Annotated in this window: 16 protein-coding genes; 4 read left to right on the top strand and 12 right to left on the bottom strand. The window is 53.3% G+C overall.

Going from position 1 to position 18,469, the window contains the following annotated elements; all coding sequences use genetic code 11:
- Positions 1–279: 279 nt before the first annotated feature.
- The 6 genes from HPY90_RS00390 to HPY90_RS00365 all read right to left on the bottom strand — a co-directional run bounded on the left by HPY90_RS00390 (position 280) and on the right by HPY90_RS00365 (position 5,269).
- Positions 280–837: a hypothetical protein gene (locus tag HPY90_RS00390; protein ID WP_287189840.1), complete on the bottom strand. Its 558-nt coding sequence runs from the start codon at positions 835–837 to the stop codon at positions 280–282.
- A gap of 134 nt (positions 838–971) precedes the next feature.
- Complete coding sequence (yedF, locus tag HPY90_RS00385) at positions 972–1,559, bottom strand: sulfurtransferase-like selenium metabolism protein YedF (RefSeq protein WP_287189838.1); 588 nt, start codon at positions 1,557–1,559, stop codon at positions 972–974.
- 27 nt (positions 1,560–1,586) lie between these two features.
- Positions 1,587–2,738, bottom strand: coding sequence for an aminotransferase class V-fold PLP-dependent enzyme (locus HPY90_RS00380; protein ID WP_287189836.1), 1,152 nt, complete (start codon positions 2,736–2,738; stop codon positions 1,587–1,589).
- A gap of 70 nt (positions 2,739–2,808) precedes the next feature.
- Entirely contained in the window at positions 2,809–3,066 is a 258-nt protein-coding gene (locus HPY90_RS00375) for a putative Se/S carrier protein (RefSeq protein ID WP_287189834.1), read from the bottom strand.
- A gap of 9 nt (positions 3,067–3,075) precedes the next feature.
- The gene (locus tag HPY90_RS00370; RefSeq protein ID WP_287189832.1) at positions 3,076–4,350 is read right to left on the bottom strand and encodes a double-cubane-cluster-containing anaerobic reductase; all 1,275 of its coding nucleotides are present in this window, start codon (positions 4,348–4,350) and stop codon (positions 3,076–3,078) included.
- Positions 4,351–4,480: 130 nt separating this feature from the next.
- Positions 4,481–5,269: an acyl-CoA dehydratase activase gene (locus HPY90_RS00365; RefSeq protein ID WP_287189830.1), complete on the bottom strand. Its 789-nt coding sequence runs from the start codon at positions 5,267–5,269 to the stop codon at positions 4,481–4,483.
- Positions 5,270–5,867: 598 nt separating this feature from the next.
- Between HPY90_RS00365 and HPY90_RS00360 the strand changes: the two genes are divergently transcribed.
- On the top strand, positions 5,868–6,737 hold the full coding sequence (locus HPY90_RS00360; protein ID WP_287189828.1) for an amidohydrolase family protein: 870 nt from the start codon (positions 5,868–5,870) through the stop codon (positions 6,735–6,737).
- Here HPY90_RS00360 and HPY90_RS00355 read toward each other — a convergent pair.
- Positions 6,734–10,384: a S8 family serine peptidase gene (locus tag HPY90_RS00355; protein ID WP_287189826.1), complete on the bottom strand. Its 3,651-nt coding sequence runs from the start codon at positions 10,382–10,384 to the stop codon at positions 6,734–6,736. The two genes, HPY90_RS00360 and HPY90_RS00355, sit on opposite strands and share 4 nt — an antisense overlap.
- Positions 10,385–10,514: 130 nt before the next feature.
- On the opposite strand from HPY90_RS00355, the gene HPY90_RS00350 reads away from it, so the two are divergent.
- A complete protein-coding gene (locus HPY90_RS00350; protein WP_287189824.1) occupies positions 10,515–10,757 on the top strand; it encodes a ribbon-helix-helix domain-containing protein in 243 nt (80 codons plus the stop codon).
- A gap of 77 nt (positions 10,758–10,834) precedes the next feature.
- On the opposite strand, the gene HPY90_RS00345 is transcribed toward HPY90_RS00350, so the two are convergent.
- From HPY90_RS00345 to HPY90_RS00325, 5 genes are all read right to left on the bottom strand, one after another.
- Positions 10,835–12,739, bottom strand: a complete 1,905-nt coding sequence (locus HPY90_RS00345; RefSeq protein WP_287189822.1) for an N-acetylmuramoyl-L-alanine amidase family protein — start codon at positions 12,737–12,739, stop codon at positions 10,835–10,837.
- 353 nt (positions 12,740–13,092) lie between these two features.
- Complete coding sequence (locus HPY90_RS00340) at positions 13,093–13,617, bottom strand: PilW family protein (protein WP_287189820.1); 525 nt, start codon at positions 13,615–13,617, stop codon at positions 13,093–13,095.
- Positions 13,614–14,024 carry a prepilin-type N-terminal cleavage/methylation domain-containing protein gene (locus HPY90_RS00335; protein WP_287190161.1) on the bottom strand — a complete coding sequence of 137 codons (411 nt, stop codon included), beginning with the start codon at positions 14,022–14,024 and terminating at the stop codon, positions 13,614–13,616. Before HPY90_RS00335 ends, HPY90_RS00340 begins: the two co-directional genes overlap by 4 nt.
- Before the next feature lie 57 nt (positions 14,025–14,081).
- Positions 14,082–14,489, bottom strand: coding sequence for a prepilin-type N-terminal cleavage/methylation domain-containing protein (locus HPY90_RS00330; RefSeq protein ID WP_287189818.1), 408 nt, complete (start codon positions 14,487–14,489; stop codon positions 14,082–14,084).
- 121 nt (positions 14,490–14,610) lie between these two features.
- Positions 14,611–15,825, bottom strand: a complete 1,215-nt coding sequence (locus tag HPY90_RS00325) for a type II secretion system F family protein (protein WP_287189816.1) — start codon at positions 15,823–15,825, stop codon at positions 14,611–14,613.
- Between the two features lie 284 nt (positions 15,826–16,109).
- On the opposite strand from HPY90_RS00325, the gene HPY90_RS00320 reads away from it, so the two are divergent.
- Both HPY90_RS00320 and HPY90_RS00315 read left to right on the top strand, forming a co-directional pair.
- On the top strand, positions 16,110–17,180 hold the full coding sequence (locus HPY90_RS00320) for a CapA family protein (protein ID WP_287189815.1): 1,071 nt from the start codon (positions 16,110–16,112) through the stop codon (positions 17,178–17,180).
- A gap of 136 nt (positions 17,181–17,316) precedes the next feature.
- Positions 17,317–18,462 (top strand): mechanosensitive ion channel family protein, encoded by a 1,146-nt coding sequence (locus tag HPY90_RS00315; RefSeq protein ID WP_287189813.1) that lies wholly within the window; start codon positions 17,317–17,319, stop codon positions 18,460–18,462.
- Positions 18,463–18,469: the final 7 nt, after the last annotated feature.

The following is an 18,469-nucleotide window of genomic DNA, read 5'->3' as shown; positions in this document are numbered from 1 at the left end:
GGCGATCTGGCGCCGTCATTACTCGAAAATGAAAATGTTGCCTGACAAGTGTTAGATGGACCTTCCAAGACTTCCCAAACGCTCCGAATTCCTAAAAGCTTTAACCAGTGTACATCAGCCCGGCACTCAGCTGACTGAAATTGTAACATGCCAGTAGGTTTCGAAAACGCTAGCCGCTGATCAAAGACTTGAGCTGAGTGCCAGGTCTGTGTCCATCTGTAGCTCGTTTACAGCAAAAAAGCCGGGATTCCGGCCCTTTATCTACTATTCAGATTGCTCCTACGCATATATATTAACCAGCTTCCCTGGCTCTTTATTCCCCTCAGATTTGGCTGGCCCGGTAACGGTCACAGTCTTCCCTCCGGCTACGTAGACCCGCCCGCATTCGGGGCAAGCTGCCGTATATAGCTGTACATACTGATATATGACTTCTTTACCCTCTCTGGCCGCCTCAGCCCGTTCCCGCTGCACGTGTTCGTTCTCATGGGCGGCCACCGCCACCCCGGCCACAGCTGGCGAAAGAGCGGTGGGCGCTTTCATCGAAACCCCAGGGTCGCTCGATTGATCCTGATACCTCCGGTTCTGGCAGGTCTTACATGGTATGATCCCCAATCGTTTAAGCTGCTTGTCAGTAACCCGGTCAACGGTAGGTTCGGTACTGCCCCGATTGTCTTTTCTAACCTCCTCGGGCAACCGGGTACCGCCCGCGTCCGTGGATCCTCCAGCTTCGAGGCGAGAATGAACAGGATTTGCACCTTGACTATCTTTAGCCTGTAGCCTCGTCATCAGGTTCCTCTGATTATGGTAAAAATCCCCCGAACCCGAATTTATTCTCATCGGAAACACGTACCTCTTCCCCGTGCCCAGCATCTACTTTGAATTCATTTTACCCCAATTACCTCGTGGTAAAAAGATTTCCATGATAAAAAAGCGGGCTTTCGCCCGCTTCCCTGGATTCAGGCAAGAACCGCTCAGAAAGTCAAAGCCTTGGGAGCACGAGTCAGTATTTCCATAGCAGCATACATGTTGGTGACCTCACCCACCTTGAGTTTATCTTTCAGCTGGTAGTAGTCCAGACACGTGCCACACGAAAGAATTTGAACTCCTTTGGCGGCCAGGGCTTGCAAGTGCTCCAGCACGGGCGAACCTTCGGTAGTCATAAATACCCCGCTGTTCATGAATATCAGATGGGAGATGCTGGACTCAAGCTCGGTCAGGGCGTAGAGAAAGCTCTTCATTAACACCTCGCCCAGCTCGTCTGCGCCGACTCCGAAACGGTTACTCTTGACCAGGATTGCTACCTGCCGCTCTTCCTCTCCTAGGGCGGTTTCCGACTGCTTGGCTTTAGTCATGTGAATATAGTACGTCCCTTCTCTATCCTCCACTTCCACCGCATACCCCTGGCTCTGGGCAAGTTTGCTCACATTTTCCAAAGCTGCTGTGTTGTCCACCAGTGTCGTGATACGTTCCGCTTCTCCCCTGTCCATAACCTTCTTGGTCAAAATGACCGGCTGGGGACAGGTTAACCCCCTGGCATCAACGATGTTTTCACCCTTCATCTCCTTGCCACACCCCCTAGTAATCCATTAGTATCGTTCTCTGGCAATCTCGTACACTGCCTTGATCGCAGTTTCTACGTCATCAACACTCGTAAAATACCCGAGGCTCATCCTAACCGCCCCCTTCTTCAGCGTTCCAACCGTCCCGTGAGCAAGAGGAGCGCAGTGGAGCCCGGATCTGGTCACTATTCCGTACTTCTGATCCAGGATTAGGCTGACTTCCCCGCAGTCGACGTTCTCGATGTTGAAAGGGACGACCGCCGTCCGGCTGGCGGCGTGCTCCGGTCCGTAAAGCTCAACTCCAGGTATCTCTTTCAATCCCGATATCAGCATCTCGGTCAATTTCTGTTCGTGTTCGCGGATACGCTCGAGGCCTTGGGACATCACGAAGTTGACTCCGGCCAAGAGGCCGGCTGTGCCTGGGGTATTTGGGGTCCCGCTTTCCAAAAGGTCCGGCATCATTTCCGGTTGTTCGAGAAACTCCGATTTTGACCCCGTCCCCCCTTCTTTCAAAGGAGTGATCAAAAGCCCGGGACGAACGTAAATCCCGCCAGTTCCCTGCGGTCCTAAAAGAGCCTTATGCCCGGTAAAACAAAGAATGTCGATGTTCTGCGCTTCAACGTCGATAGACAAGACCCCTGCCGTCTGAGCCGAATCGACCATAAAGATAATCCCGTTATCTTTAGCAATCCTCCCGATCTCGGCGATAGGCATTATTGTCCCTGTCAAATTAGAAGCGTGGAGAACACAGATCATCCGGGTATTTGGTTGTATGGCCTTCTTCACTTCCTCAGGATCCAGCAACCCGTCCGGATGGCAGGGAACCGCGGTCCATTCAACCCCCTTTTTCCGGAGTACGTGCAGGGGACGGGCTACTGCATTGTGCTCCATACTGGTAGTGATCACGTGGTCTCCCGGTTCCAGTATACCCTTGAGGCCTACGTTTAAGGCCTCGGTCACATTCAAAGTGAAGGCGATATGGGAGCTTTCCTTCACATTGAACAACTTGGCCAAGGCCTCCCTTGCCTCCATGAGCACCGACCCCGCGGCTAGGGTCTTGCTGCTGGCTCCCCGTCCCGGGTTGCCACCCTGATAGCGGTTGAAACGATCCACCGCCTCATAAACCGACTCGGGTTTAGGATACGAAGTGGCCGCGTTGTCGAGATAAATCACCCTCATCTCGTCCTGTCCTTTCCCTCCTCTTGCCCTGCAGCCACCAGGCCACATACAGCACTAACGCCTTGTACCCTTAGGAACTCCTGTATTTCCATTGTTTCCTCTTGGCTACAGGGACAATTCCTTCTACTTTAACTTGTACCGTTTCCGCTACCGCCTTCACCTCGTCTACCGCCTCGGCAGGGACTACCAGAGATATCCCACAGCAAGAACTGACTGCCCTCGGGGTAGGCGCTATAGTACAGCTGATCCCGTGTACCTGCAGTTTACGGTAAAGCCGCAGCCCTTCGTGATGGTTAGGAAAGAGCACGTACCAGTCAACCTCTTCCATAACATCCCCCTACTTCCTGAGCCTTTCCAAAAAAGCCTCCACCCTGGTCCGGAGCTGCTCGAAGTCCTGCTCGCTGTAATCGGTCTCTATATGCAGGTAAGGAATTCCTTGGGCGTCTAACGCCTGCTTCACCAAGTAGCTTTCAGTGGAATATAGCCCACAGAATTGGAGATTGTAGTCTATGATCCCGTCGACCCGGTATTCTTGGGCTAACCTCAAAATATCCTGGATCCGGTTAGAGTTGGGCGTAAAACAGGCGCAGTTTGTCTTCATATACCTTTCAGCCAGAGCTATAATCTGCCCGTCCAAGTCCCTGGGCTCCTCTTCGACCAAATGCTCAAAATACCTGGTGCCGGTGCAGGATTCTTCCACCACCACCGGAGCCCCGGCCGACTCGACCAGATGGTGCAGCTTCCAGTTGGGGATAGCCATAGGCGTACCGGTTATCATAATCCTGGGGGCTCCCGCTGGGAAAACCCCTTCACCCCGTTTCACGCGCTGTTCGAGTTCCTCACAGAGATTGTTGGTCATTTCTGTGAACCTGCTTGGATCATCGTAAAACGCGATCTCGGTAGCCAGCAGAGCGTCTTTACCGCTGATGGGCACCGGGTCGGCTTTCCTGGTTTCGTACAAGCGCTTCAAAGCCCTGCGTTTGTTGTTGAGCATAACAATGCTCTGGTGAAGCGCTTCAGGCGTAACCCGGTTACCGGTAAACTCCTCTACCACCTTTATAAAACCCTTGATTTCGTCGGCCCAGCGGCCGATGTCTTGGGGCCTTTTCATCTGCGGAACATCCATTACGTGGAACGGAACCTCGCCCGCCAGTATTTCCCACGCTTTCTTTTTGCCATCGCAGGTCGTTTCACCCACGTACATGTCTGCTATCCGGAAAAACGGACAGGTACGGTCAAGCCTGGCACCTACGGAGGCCTTGATTAGCGGGCAGGTGTTCACGGGGAGCACGCTTTCCCCTGCCGGTACCCAGAACTGCGAACCTCCGCACAAACCGGTAGCGATTCCCCCGGCCGCAAAAACCACCTCATCAGGTACGTAAACGCAAAAAGTGCCGAAGACTTTTCCTCCCCGGGCCTGGTGTTCCAGGAGCTCAGCCGGGCGCACCCCGTGGATCTCGGCTACCACGAAGTTGAAGTAATTCATCCCTTCCGGTCGTTTCTCCTGGGAAAGGTAAATCCCTCCAAAGGCATCGGGCAGGGCTTCGCACAACAAATCGTGCTTATCGACATTCATCCCCAGGTCTTCCCACATCTTGCGGTAATCAGCCATTTTAGTTCATCCTCCTTACCCCGTTAGTATAATATTAAAACCCGGACCACAGTTGCGAACTGTTTTGAACGGAATCGCCACGATTCTCGGTCAGAACTCCCTCCGGACCCCTCGCAGGCCCGTTTCGATATCACGAAAGCCACTGGGCCTTCCCCTCTACCTGGTCCCGGGCGATCAGGGCCGCTCCTACTGCTCCGGCCATCTGGCACTGCTCGGGAACCACCACCTCAGCCCCTAACTCCGCTTCCAGGCACAAACGCAAGTCCTCGTTTCGGGCTACCCCTCCTGTAAAGGTGATCCTATCGACGGGTCCCAAACGTTGTACCATGCTGGCTATACGTCGGGCAATAGACCGGTGCAGCCCGGCCACGATTTCCCCCTTGTCTTTTCCTGCTGCCAAAAGCCCTATGACCTCACTTTCAGCAAAGACGGCACACATGCTGCTCAGATTTACGGGTTTCTTGCCCCAAGCGAGATCGGCTAATTCGCTAACATCTGCTCCCAAAGCCGCCGCTGTAACCTGAAGAAATCGCCCGGTCCCAGCAGCGCACTTATCGTTCATAATGAAATCGAGGACCCTTCCTCGGTGATCGATTTTAATAACTTTACTGTCCTGTCCTCCCACATCTATCACAGCCGCGCTTCCTGGCACCATATGAGCAGCACCCCGAGCGTGGCATGTGATTTCTGTAACTGCTTTGTGAACGAACGACAAGGATATGCGCCCGTACCCGGTGCCCACTACAAAATCCACTTGCTTTTCGCTAACTCCCAGCTCAGCCATTAGCTCGCGAAAAGTCCTTAAACCTGCATCCCGTGGACTCCAACCTGTAGGCGCCAAGCGGCAGTAGGTTTTGTCTCCGTCGATTACCGCAACCTTTGTGGCTACGGAACCGACGTCGACTCCTGCTACCAACACAGGTACTTCCTCCTTTCTTCATCTTCATCGCAGCTTTCTAATGTCTCGCTCCAAATACGTAGCCACAGACCACCATGACACTTAAAGGTGTCACCACTAGAAAATTAAAATAGATGAGAACACTCCCCCTCGGCTCTATTTTCGGGGCAGACCCCCATGACATCTGGCGGCGTCACCACTAGAGAATGAAAACTTCGGGTTCTCCAGCGGTAACCTAGAAAATCTTCAATTAAGGAAAATCTGTGTTCATCTGTGACCATCTGTGCGCATCTGTGGCTAGTTTTCGGGGCAGATGTACACTGATGTTCCCAGATGAACACTGACACGAGTGACGGATTTGGCATCCTTTTGTTCTGGCTTATAACTTTTTGTTATCGATATGACGCCCGGACTTTTGCACAATTGTATCATAAGTCTTTCACTGGCGTCGATAGCTCGTTTTAGTTATAACTATGGGTTATGGTTTTGGCCACGCCTCGGCCCGCGCCTTTCCAAAATATGCTTCCAATCAAGCCTAGATAATCTACCGCTTGGTTCATTGGTATATAATTGAGAGAAAACGGTTGCAAAATTGCTACATGAAGGAGGAAACAGAACGGTGAGCATCGGTGTCACGCGCTACTTTATTGACGCGCACGCTCATATAATGACAGAGAAGAGAAATCGTGGTGGGCTGAGGTGGGCACACAGAATGATAAAAGATTTTCATTCCCCACAGGAAACAGATCCTGAAAAACTGTTATCCCACGCCACTTCTTGCGGAGCAGATTACCTGTTCAACCTGTTCTATCCGTTGCGGGCTGGCGAAACTCGAACCATTCACCAGTGGCAATACCAATTCGCCACTAAACATCCCGAAGTCATACCTTTCGCGTCGATTCACCCGGCGGATGAAGACAAAATCGGTATTCTAACCGAGGCCCTTGATGTCTTAGGTATGGCCGGCGTGAAGATCCATCCTTACGTGCAGGAGTTCGACCTCCTGGACCCGCGCATGGAGGAAGTCTACAGCTATATTGAAGCCCGCCAGTGCCCACTGCTTATCCACAGCGGGTTTGCCCGTTTTTACGGGCTTCCTTCCATGGTAGAGCAAGTAGATACTTTCCTAAAAAGATACCCGCGAATGAAAGTGGTCCTGGTCCACATGCTGTGGCCGGATCGAGAAATAGAGTTTTGCAAGGATTACCTGGAGGCTTATCCCAGTCTTTATCTGGATATCACAAACACCGCATGTTTGGTGCAGGAACACCCTGGCCAGTCTGAAATGCTCCGCTCCTTTATCGCCCGCTACAGTCACCGTATGCTGGCCGGAAGCGACTTCCCTATGAGTGCGGCTTATCCGGTTAGCTCGGTTTACCAAGCTATCTACAATGTCTGCCCTGACAGGGAAAGTGCTGAAAACGTGTGCTGGCGAACGGCCGTCCATCTGGTCGGGGCCGAGCGTTTCATTGGTCTCAACTTGACCTAACCCTTAATGCCAAAGCCACGGGCTACACATAAAGCCGCTTCAAACCGGGTTACGTGTCGGTACGGGTAGAACTGTCGATAAAGCAAAGTCCGCAGTCCGTCTAGCAATCCCCGGCTCCAGGCCTGCACTACTGCCGGACGGGCCCAGGATGGCGTACGCTTCAGGTCAGTGTAAGGCGGTTTTCCTCCGAATCCGGCTCCGAAGGCCCTGACCAGCATGGCTGCCATCTCGGCTCTCGTGACCGGCTGGTTAGGGCGAAGCGTACCGTCTGGATAACCCGCTACCAGTCCTCTTCTTACAGCTTCGGCCAGATCCTGGCGAGCCCAAGCAGGTACCTCTTTTTGATCTAGAAATTCCTTTGCCACAGCCGACCTCTCGCGCCCTCCTCCCGCTCTGACCAGTATCAGCAAGAACTCGAGCCGTGTTATTGGCTTGTTGGGGCGATAGGTCCCATCCGGGTACCCGGCTACCACTGAGCTTTCAGCTAATCTGGCTATGGACTCATTGTCCGGCTTTCCAGATATATCCGCAAAAGTTCTCGTCTCACCCCTTGATGGGCTAAAAGGCTCGATGCCAACCCTTAGAAAAGCCAGCCCCCCGTTTTTATCCAAGGTAACCAGTTCCACTTCACGTTCTCCCGAGTGGACAGCAAGCAAAGCACTGAATCTACCAGCCTGGTCTGCCTTCAGTCTGGTTCGGCTACCGTCTGCGCGGTAAACGTAGACCGCATAACCTGATGTTTGACCGTCTACCACCAGCACTCCGTTCAATTCCTTGACCGAAGCCATCAAGAACGGCTTCGATAGGCTTGACTTTACCTGCGCTGCCACCAGAGCTGCCAGTTTCTGTCCCGACCCCTGAAGAGATAAAGCTACCAGCCTCACCTCATCCCCTGAGACCAAATCCTGGGGTTCAATCCAGTAGCCACCTTTCGTGACCAGGCAGTTGTCCGCTATGAGGTAGCTGTTTCCCCCAACAGTTACGGTTTTCGGTGTTGCCTCCCGGTACGCGTCAAACCTACCGGTCGTGTCTTCTGCCACTTCAGCCACGTCCATCCTCAGCACCGTGTTCCGATTTCCATCGATCACAGCTCTTACCCAACTCCCAGGCTGAACTCCCGCCACATCGACCGGAAGATCCCACCTGAAAACCTGCGTTTCTTGATCCAGGTTCAGTTCGCGCATCACGTTGTCCTGACCAGTGAGGTACAGTTTCTTTTGTTTTTCTACCAGGTAAATGACCTGACCGTAAAGCACCTTTGAGTATGCTTCTAAGGCCAGAACCCGGTTGCTCTTAGGAACCAGCACCAGTTTGGCATAGTCTCCCAGTTTTACACCACTCAACTGGGTCTTTTCCCCGTCCCTGGTTACGGGAAGCCCGGGGAAACAAGAGTATTCCTTTCCAGTCTCCAGTATCAACTTCCCGGTGTCTGGATCAACTTGTGTCACCCGCCCCTGAACCACCTCTCGTTTTACCGCAACATACATAACATCTCCGCTAACAGGTGACACGTACAGTTCCACCGGCATGCCTGGCAGTAACCCTTCCAATCCCGAAGCCTGGGACGTCCCGTAAGGTCTATCGTTCAAGCCGGAATCCACGCACTCGTCCAGGAAGGTGACAAGCGTGTCCGTTCGAACCTTATAGGTCGTTGCTTCCTCCAGGAGCTTCAGCGTCCGTGACTCATAGTCTACCGCCTGCACCACTCCGGTTTCTTTCCGATAGCTGGCTTTGATCAGCCAAGCCCTTTGGGTGCTCGGATTTACCGTAGCCCACACCTCGATCCCCGCTGGAAGCTCGCTAGAAGACACCGATTCCCCATTCAGGGTGTAAACCCCTTCAATCTCCCGTTTGGCCCGATCATCTATTAGATATCCCCCCGCTCTAACCTGGGGGTTAACCTCCATCAACTGCTCACCTTGCGGACTAGATAAGACCTGAACCCCTCCTGCTTGGTACGTACGCCCGAATATGTATGCCCGCTCGGCCCCCAAGTAAACATCGCTTCCCGGCAAAACCCGCCCAGAAGTGAAGGGTACTGTTTCCCCGTTTACCACCATCACCGGCTGTCGAGCGTCCAGTGATACCGTCCCCAGACCTGCCAGCCGAAGAGAACCGTGGTCGCCCTCGATCAGAACATCACGTGCCGGCTGCTGCCCGTAGACCAGGGCGTAGTCTTGGAACAGTCCCCCGCTCCCTGTCGCTCCAACTCGCACGGACGCGGCCTTCACCCGTACCGTGTACTCACCAGTAACCGGGTGCTCAATCCGCACCTGCTCCACGTTATTGCTGTTGTCAGGTCCACTCAGCCCTAGAAAATGGTTCCCAGTGTAAACCTCGCCATCCGGTCCCTCAACTACAAGGTCGAGGTCGTTCACCAGGTTTCCTGCTCCCCCCTGCCCCACAGCATCTGTCCAAACCAAAGTAACTATCAAAGGAAGCTGTGGTTCACGCACCCGAACCTTCCAGGCCCTTTCCTGGCCAGTTGCCAGCCCCTGCCGGTCATCCTCGAACCGGGTAAGCTCTTCTTCCAGCATCAGTATCGTCTGAGCCAGGTCCAGAGTACCAAACCCCAACTTCATAACGTTTTGCTGGCTCGGGCGGCTACCGTCGATCAACAAGGCTTTGAGCAGAGCAGCCGAAGGGTTGGCTACCCCCTCCTTCTCTAAATACTCGGTCAACAAAGCGACCGCCCCGCCGGTGATAGCAGCCGCCATGCTGGTACCACCCATTCGGGTGTAATCCGGGTCAGCTGCAAAGTTGCTCTCGGTCAAACGGGAACAGGCAGAAATGACGGCCGAAGCCGGCACCATAAGGTCAGGCTTGATTCTCCCATCCGCAGTCGGGCCCCGGCTGGAAAACGAAGCGGGTTCTTCTGCGTCCCGGGCATCGGGCCCGAACGAAGGCCTAGGCGTTTGGGCAGCACCAACCACCAAGGCATTCTTGCTGTTGGCCTCTTCTGTTAAAGTTCCTTTACCAGGGCCGCTGTTGCCAGCCCCGAATACAGGCAGGAACTCGGGATAAGCCCGCACAAACGCATCTACCTGTTGCGCAGTCCGGCTGTATGTGTTGCCGCTCGTTCCCCACCCATTCACATGTACCCTTACCCCTGCCCGATAGGCAGCCAGAAACATTCCGGCAACATCCTGGGGAACCTGCAGCTTGCCTGAAGGGTCGAGCAGGGCTTGAAAATAAAGGCTGGCGTTCGGCGCGATACCTTTGTACTTACCGCCTGAAGCCTTGCCAGTCCCGGCAATGGTCGCTGCCATGTGAGTCCCGTGCCCAACCGGATCATCGGGTACCGCCCTGCCGGCCCAGGATCCCAGGGAAACTATCTTCGGTATTTCACCCGGTACGCTGGTGAGATCAGGGTGCATGTCGAGAAGGTTTCCTTTGTCAAGGCCACTGTCTGCCAAGCCCACGACCTGCCCGCGCCCGGTCAATCCTCCGGGCACCGCCAGGTCCCGGGCAGTGATGGGAGTGCACCCAATAAGATCGGCTGTGCGGTCGTTCAGAAAACTGACCTCGCGAGCCCTACTGCTAACCCAAACTGCCGGTACGTAAGCAGTATCTATGTAAAGTAAAAAACCGGAGAGCAAACAAGTGGATAAGACCAGAGCTATCAAAGAGCGTATCTTCTTCCACATACATTTCGTCTCCTCGAAGTCTAGATAGATCTTACCGCCGGAATTGACCCGGCTGCCAAGTCGCCAAAAGGCTTTCATGTGTATCAACACGTAAATGCGTGCTAGAATTTATTTAGTGAAAGTGAGTAACATGGACCATCAGAATATTACTCTTTCGTTGCCCAAGGAACTTCTTCGCCGGGTAAAACACCTTGCCGTAGAGCGAGATACGTCCGTGTCGGCTTTGCTTATCGAAGCACTGGAAGAAGCCGTTCTGGCCGGCGACAAGTACGACCGGGCAAGGGATAGGCAGCTGGCGCTAATGGAAAAAGGTCTTGATCTTGGCACCCAAGGCCTTATATCCTGGAAGAGGGACGAACTCCATGAAAGGTAGCCCTGAGCAACGGTACCAGTTACGAAGGAATAAAGGTCGTAAACCCTCTTGTATCTAACCCAAGTAAATCATAATATCTACTTGCGCCCGATGCTCACCAGATAATCTTTGATGCCCTGGGCAATGGCGGCCGCGGCCCTGAGCTGGATGGAGGTTTGAGCCAAAAGCGTTTCCTCCTCCGGATTAGTGATGAAGAGCGTTTCCACCAGCGCGCAAGGTATGGCTGTTTCCCGCAGAACCGCAAAATTCCCCTGCCGGACCCCCATATCACCGCGGGCTAACTCACTCAGAAGAGCCTTCTGGATAGACGAAGCCAGCAACCGCCGATCTCCTTCTTGGCTGTAAAGAACCTGGTTATCGGCAGGTGCGTAATAATAGGTTGATATCCCCTGCTTGTCCGGGCTAGTCGAGCCGTTGCAGTGAATAGACACGAATAAGTCAGCATCGGCGTTATTGGCCACCTGGCTCCTTTCTGCCAGGCTTAAATAGACATCGGCGGTGCGTGTGTAAGCCACGTCAATGCCGTCTAGAGACAAGATCCTCCCCACCTCAAGGGCAATAGGAAGATTGATGTCTTTTTCCTGAGTTCCGGCCGGGCCAATGGCACCGGGATCTTTTCCTCCGTGACCGGGGTCAAGCACGACCCGCACCTGGCCTGTCCTCCTAGCAGAAAGGTCAGCCTTTATGAAGACTTTCAGCTCCTTTCCTCCCTGGCTGGGCGTCACACCGAAAACCGGTTTACCTATAGTAGCGAAGGTCAATAGGGTGATGGGATACTGTTCCATTCTTTCTTCCACCTGTACCTGGGTGGCTCCTTTACCGTCCAACCCTATAACGTCGCCGACCGAGTTTTTGCGGATGCCTTTCAAAGTCAGCACAAAGTGCCCGCTTTCGCTTTTTGTCTCGTAGGCGGTGCCTACCGACAGGCTCACGGTAACTATCTGTATGTTACCTGCCACTATTTCGGTTATGCCAGTTAGTTCCCCTTCCACCACCGGTACGGTTTCAGAAGGCGATGGTTCCGGTTCCGGCTGAGGCTCGTAGCGCTCGCTGCCCCTGGAAGGAAGAGAGGCTTCAGGTTCCTGGGAGTTTGACGGCGCATTCGGTGTTGTCCCGCCGCTAGCCGAATTCGAAGGGGGATCTGCTGTCTGGTTTGTATTTTGGTTCATATTCGGAGTCGAACCGCTGGTAACCACCTGCACCAGCCAGCCGGCCACCCAGCCCTGGGCCCCGCTCTCGGTCTTAACCAGATACCAATCGGATGAACTCTTCAGCACCTGCACCGTATCGCCCTTTACCAGTTGTCCAACTTTGCTGTAGCTGGTACCGGGACCGGAGCGAAGGTTAACCACCTGCCCTGTAACCAAGGCCGCTTTGTTTTGAGTCCCCTGGGCAACCGAACCCTGCGTGCTGCTGGATCCGGTAGTTGCAACATTGTTCCTTATCTTGACGAGCGAGGAACTTATGTATCCGACAGGGATCCCTTGTCCGGTTATCTTATACCAATCGCCGCTTTTATCTACCACCGTAAGAACAGTCCCTTTGCTTACCTTTCCGACTACCTTATAAGAAGTGCCCGGCCCTTGGCGCAAATTGACCGTGCTTCCGGTCACTTCAACCGTGGTCGTTCCCGAACCGGTAGCTGAGACGGTGCTAGAGGACGTAGTCGAAACCACCGTCTGGGACTGACTAGTGGCTTTGACGGAGATGAGAGAAGAGGACACCCAACCGGTCTTGTTCCCGGCGAACCTTATCTGACACCAATCACCGGCCTGTTTTATCACCTCAACCTGAGCCCCTTTGGTAATGGCCCCTACCTTGGTATAGTTGGTTCCCGGCCCTGACCTGATATTTACCACCGAGCCGGTGATAGTTCCTGTAGCAGCCCAGGCGGCGCTCGCTACCACCAGAAAAGACAGCACAAAAGTCACCAATACCAATACTGAAATGAGACGCGCGGTTCTCGTATTAATCCGCCTCATTATGTAATAGCCCCCTTTCAGCCATGTTTAATGCGACAAACTGACCGCTATCCGTTGGTCCTACTGCTTCTTTTCGTAAACTTAGCTTCAGACGGGCGCCGGACCACCCAATCCAGCTTCTGAACACAAAATAGCGACTGTTACGTGCCTTTGCAACAAAAATGTCTCTGACTTGTTAATACGATCGTTTATCGTTAAAACTTACACTCATAGCTCATGTATTTTCCTGTTTCGACAAAATGTCCCTGGGTCCTTCCGGCAGCCACTGTAAAATTGTTCCGCAATCGCAAACTCGGCAACCCAGGTTAAACACAGTCGCAAGCGTCGGCATCCATAACCTCTTAATCCCATACCTACTCGGAAAAAACGCCGGTGCGGCAACGCGGAGTCATTGAGGTCTGAAGACGGTAGGAGTATCCATGGCTGGCAGTTACCATAAATACTTTAATCACCCCGGACTGAGGCGAAGTAAATCTCAGTTCCTCCACCAGGTTAGCCACGGGGTTAGAAGCAGCAGGAATAGTAGATGTCACGGTTTGATAAAAGTCCCGATATAGAACCCCGTTGTAATACCGGAATCCGAGCTTTTGCCCTGTGCTGTCCAGGAACACCACTTCGTCGTCGGTTAGTTTGACCACTTTCTGTGCTTGTATCAAGCTCCGGTATAGGTAGTCCGCCGCCACCCGGGCCTGGTCCTGAACCTCAGTCTGGTTATCAGAATTGTCAAAACCCCTGTACCCGGTTAGATAAAAGCTAACCCAGGCCAGCGCTATGACCCCAGTCAGGGCTAGGGCTACTAACAACTCTATTAAAGTTACTCCACTGCAACGAAAATCCGTCGCAGCGTCTGTTGAGGCCCATCCCGGACATAGCTTCACTGAGCAAACCCTCTCCCCCAAACAACGCTCATCAAATCGACCCGACGAAGCCTGCCCCTTGTCTCCCATGATACTTCGACCTCCACCCGGTAAAGGTCTAGAGCCTCGTCGTAATCATCTATCCTCACCTGAGCGGTCATTCCCTCCTGCTGGCCCTCTACCGCCAATCCTAGTTCTTCCCAATTCCCGCGTACCGGGCTGTAGGTGTCTTGGCTCAAGGCGGGAAGGTTTTCCGCAGATGCCTTGACCTGCTCCATGATCTCGGTAGCGTAAGCCGTCGCCCGGGACTGGTCAGCTGCCAAAACATTCCACGCAGAAGCACTTACCAAAGCCGCTGAAACGCTTACGGCAACCACCGCAATCAAGGCCAAAGCTGCCAACACCTCTATTAAGGTCATCCCCCTCATGTAAATTGTGCAAATTGGGGACGGTTCTTGATTTGCACTCTCGTTTTGCATTGCTCATCATTTTCCGTCACAGTTGTTGGGACAGGTAACCGTGTACCCGTTGGTAGCATCACCGGAAAGAGTATACGACTTCCCGTCTACTGGACATTTAAACTCGCCGCGTTGAAGGTATTTGGCACCTTGTAGAGTTGTTATAATGTTGTCCCCAGTAAGGGTAACCGGATTAGGTTCGTTGGCAGCATAGAGGTTGGCAGCGTCTTCTATGAGCTTAACGTTTGCCATGCAGGCCTTTTCCTTGGACAAATTAAGGGCTTTCACCACCTGGGGAGCAGCCAAACTTGCTAAAAGAGCCAATACCGCTACCACCGCCACCAGCTCTATCAGCGTGAAACCGTTTGGCTTAAGTCGTACCCGCCGGTGTTTCCTCTGATACTTTTCTCCTGCGTCCGTTTTTTCTCTTTTCATCCTTACCCGCTCCTTCCACTGTTTCAATTCAGCTTATGGATCGGCCCAGAATCCCTAAGCCGTACTTTTCGCGCCTTAACTTCCACCCTTCAAGACATCGTAAATTCGGGCCGCCCGTTTCTCACTTCACAACCGTGATCATCTCAAACACCGGGAGCAAAGTCCCGATTACCACCATGCCCACTATCCCGGCCATAAACAGGATGAGCGCCGGCTCGAACAGAGCAATCAGAGCGTCCACCGCTCGCCCGGTTTCTCCCTCATAGTACTCGGCCACCTTCACGAGCATCTGGTCTAGAGTCCCGGTTTCCTCACCCACGTTGACCATCTGTATCACCATCGGTTCAAAAACCCCGGCAAGGCCCAAAGACTGAGACATGCTGCTACCGTGTTCGATGCTGCGCACGACTGTCTCCATGCGGCTAGCTATCACCCGGTTACCCGCAGCCTGTCCCGCAATGGGCAAAGCAACCACCACAGGCACTCCGGAACCCGCCAGAAGCCCTAGAATTCTAGTAAACCGTGCCGAAGCTATCCTGGTGCTCAGCCTCCCAACTATGGGCAAACGCAGGTAAAAGTGGTCCCAGACCTGCCTGCCCCTCGGCGTCCCGCTCCAGGTTTTCAGTACCACCGCCACCAACAAAAACGAGGCGGCGAGCCCCCAGAAATGGTTACGGATCAGTCTCGTAAACCCTAACAACAACCGGGTAGCGGTCGGAAGGCTCACACCAGCTCCGTTGAAAACCGAGGCAAAAGCCGGGACCACAAAACTGGTCAGAAAAGCAACCACCGCCAAAGTAAGAATCGCTACTGTACAGGGGTAAATAAGGGCGTTCTTGATCCTCTGTTTTACTTCATGTTCCTTTTCTAAATGAGCAGCCAGCCTCTCCAAGACCTCATCCAATCTGCCCCCTGTCTCCCCCGCCTTTACCATCTGCACGTACAAGTCAGAAAAGATGCTCGGGTACTCCGCTAAAGCTTCCCATAACGGCAATCCCCGCCGCACGGACCGCATGATGCCAGTCGTAGCCTGGCGGAGGTGCCGGTTGCGAGCTTGCAACTGCAGCACCCGCAAACAATGGAGCAGAGGCAGTCCTGACTTTATCATAGTGGCAAATTGACGGGTAAACAGTACTATTTCCCCGCTCCTTACCAATTTTAAAGGCAGCCGCCGCCCCAGCCATTCCTCGGGATGGCGGATCTCCTTTAACTCCACTACGAATAACCCCTGGTAGGTCAGCTCTCTTATTGCTACGTCTTCGCTTTCTGCCTCAATTTGCCCGGTTACCTGTTTGCTTTGCCAGTTCCGGGCCCGAAATCGGTACGACTTCGCCACTTTTCTCACTCCGGTACAACTAAACGGCCTGATTGCCCTGGGTCTAGTCGAATTAACCCGTTCCTTCCTCTTCCTACACCGCCCAGTCCATTACGGTAATTCATTACGACACCAAACTTATCGTTCCTTTGTCGAAATTTCACGAAAAATCGACACGACAGAAATCTGCTCTAACAAGGCAAAAACCGTCCTCGAAAATCCAACGGCGCCGTGAGAGAAAACAGCTTTCATACTCCCCTCTCCCGGCAAATACAATTAACCAAGACGTTTCCGGAGTTGGTAAGATGAGAGTGTTATTCATACCCAAAATCTACCTGCAACTTTTCGGGCTGGTAGTCATCGTCGCATTAGTTACCGGAGTACTCTACCCCGCCTTGGGAACCAGCCTCATGCCGCGGCTGTCCCGTAACAACGAAGTATCGCTGGTCGCGGTTGGAGATGTGGTGGTAGGAAGACACGTGGCAGAAACCATGCAAACCTGGGGCCCCATTTATCCTTTCGCCAAGACAGCCAACATTCTAAGCAAAGGCGATATAACCTTTGCCAACCTGGAATCTCCGCTGGGATTGCCGAACAAAAACTATCCCCAGTATGGTCTGTTCAAACCAAACCCGTTGGCGATAGAGGGCCTGAGGCGAGCGGGCATTGACATCGTATCACTGGCTAACAACCACGCCTGTGATGGCGGAAAAGGGGCCCTATTAGACACCCTTACTAATCTCAAACAAAATCGCATCCTGTTCTGCGGGGCCGGAGCCAACCTTGCCGAAGCGAGGAAACCGGCCGTAATAAGCAGGAACGGACTGCGAGTAGCGTTCTTATCCTATTGTGATTTCTCATTCATCTGGAGTAAACAGCACTCCTTGTTCCGGGCTGATGCTGAGCCCGGAATAGCTCCGTTAGAAAAGAAATACCTAGTTGAAGACATTCCCAAAGCCCGCAAAATGGCAGACGTGGTGGTGGTTTCCCTGCACTTCGGTCAGGAATACATGGATTGCCCTACGCCATCTCAGGTAGAAGCCGCCCGGCTAGCAGTGGACAGCGGCGCCGACCTGGTGTTGGGACACCACCCCCACTGTCTTCAGGGAATAGAAAAATACAAGTCCGGTCTGATCTTCTATAGCCTGGGCAACTTTGTTTTCGACCTTAAACGGGAAAAAACCAAAACCAGCATGATAGTGAAATGCACCCTTACCCCCCGAGGAGTACCGAACTATGAATTACTTCCGGTTTATATCAGTAACTGCCAGCCAAGTTTGCTTGCTGGGCAGTGGAAAGGCTCGGTTCTCCAACGAATTGATGAACTCTCGAAGTGCGTACCGCCCGCTGCTTCCGCCAGCCCAGGTGATCAGTGAGGTGATCAGGGGGACGGTTCCTGCGATCACTCGTGATCGCAGGAACCGTCCCCTTGATCATCACCGTCCTTGTTTCCTCCTTCCGGATCTGTTAAAGTTCTCATAGAAATTGGTCGGAAGAGGAGATATTGAGATCGTGGGTTTTTTCGAAAGGACAGTTGGAGTAGCAAACGCCATGGTCCAGGCCACAAGCAAACAAGGCTGGATAACTATCGGCGTAGCTGGAACCCTCCTCATCGGGTTCTGGGTTCTGCGCAAGATCCTGACCCGCCTCATTACTGCTGTCTGCTACAAGATGGCCTCCCGAACCAAAACCAGCTTGGACAATCACCTAATCGAAGCATTTACCAAGCCCCTGGAGTGGTTTTTTGCCCTTCTGGGCCTCTACCTGGCCTTGAATTACCTTTCCTTGAAACCTCCGGCTGACGCTTTTATTTCCAACGTGTTTCGAACCGGTGTTATTCTCCTGATCAGCGCCGGTTTGTACAACTTCGCTGGCAGTTTCGAGGCCTTGAGCGAAGAATACGAAGAGCTGTTTGGGGCCAAGGTTGACAAGATACTGGTTCCTTTTCTCTCCAAGGTGCTCAAATTCGTCATAATCGCCCTGGCCGTAACCGTCATCGCCCAGGAATGGGACTATAAAATAGACGGGCTGATAGCCGGGCTGGGATTGGGCGGACTAGCAATCTCCCTGGCGGCAAAAGATGCTTTAGCCAACGTTTTCGGCGGAATCGTCATAATCACTGACAAACCCTTCTCCATCGGTGACTGGATCCAAACCCCCAGCGTCGAAGGCACAGTCGAAGACATAAGCTTTCGCAGCACCAAGGTCCGGACTTTCACGCAGGCCCTGGTGACAGTGCCCAATTCAACCCTGGCATCCGAACCAATAACCAACTGGTCCCGCATGGGTAAGCGGCGAGTCATGTTCAAGCTGGGGCTGACCTACGGCACCTCTCGTGCTCAGATCCAGGGGTTTGTTTCGGCTGTTGAAAGACTGCTCACATCCCACCCTGAGGTTGACCAAGAAACGATAGTGGTGCGCTTCGACGGTTTCGGAGAAAGCAGCCTCGACATCTTAATACAGTTCTTCGTGAAGCCAACGGCTTTGGCCGATTACGCTCGGGTAAGAGAGGACATCAACCTCGAAATAATGGCTCTTATGGAGGAACAAGGCCTTAGCGTGGCCTTCCCCAGCCGCAGCCTTTACTTTGAAACGCCGGCAACCGTTACTCCGATGCGGCCACCGGTGGCAGAAGCCGAACCCATCAAGAAAGATTAATAACCGG

The organism is Syntrophothermus sp. (genome assembly GCF_013314835.1).
In the GTDB taxonomy this organism is placed as follows: Bacteria; Bacillota; Syntrophomonadia; order Syntrophomonadales; family Syntrophothermaceae; genus Syntrophothermus; species Syntrophothermus lipocalidus.
Note: the sequence above shows the minus strand (reverse complement) of the source record. Positions and strands in the feature narration are given on the sequence as shown.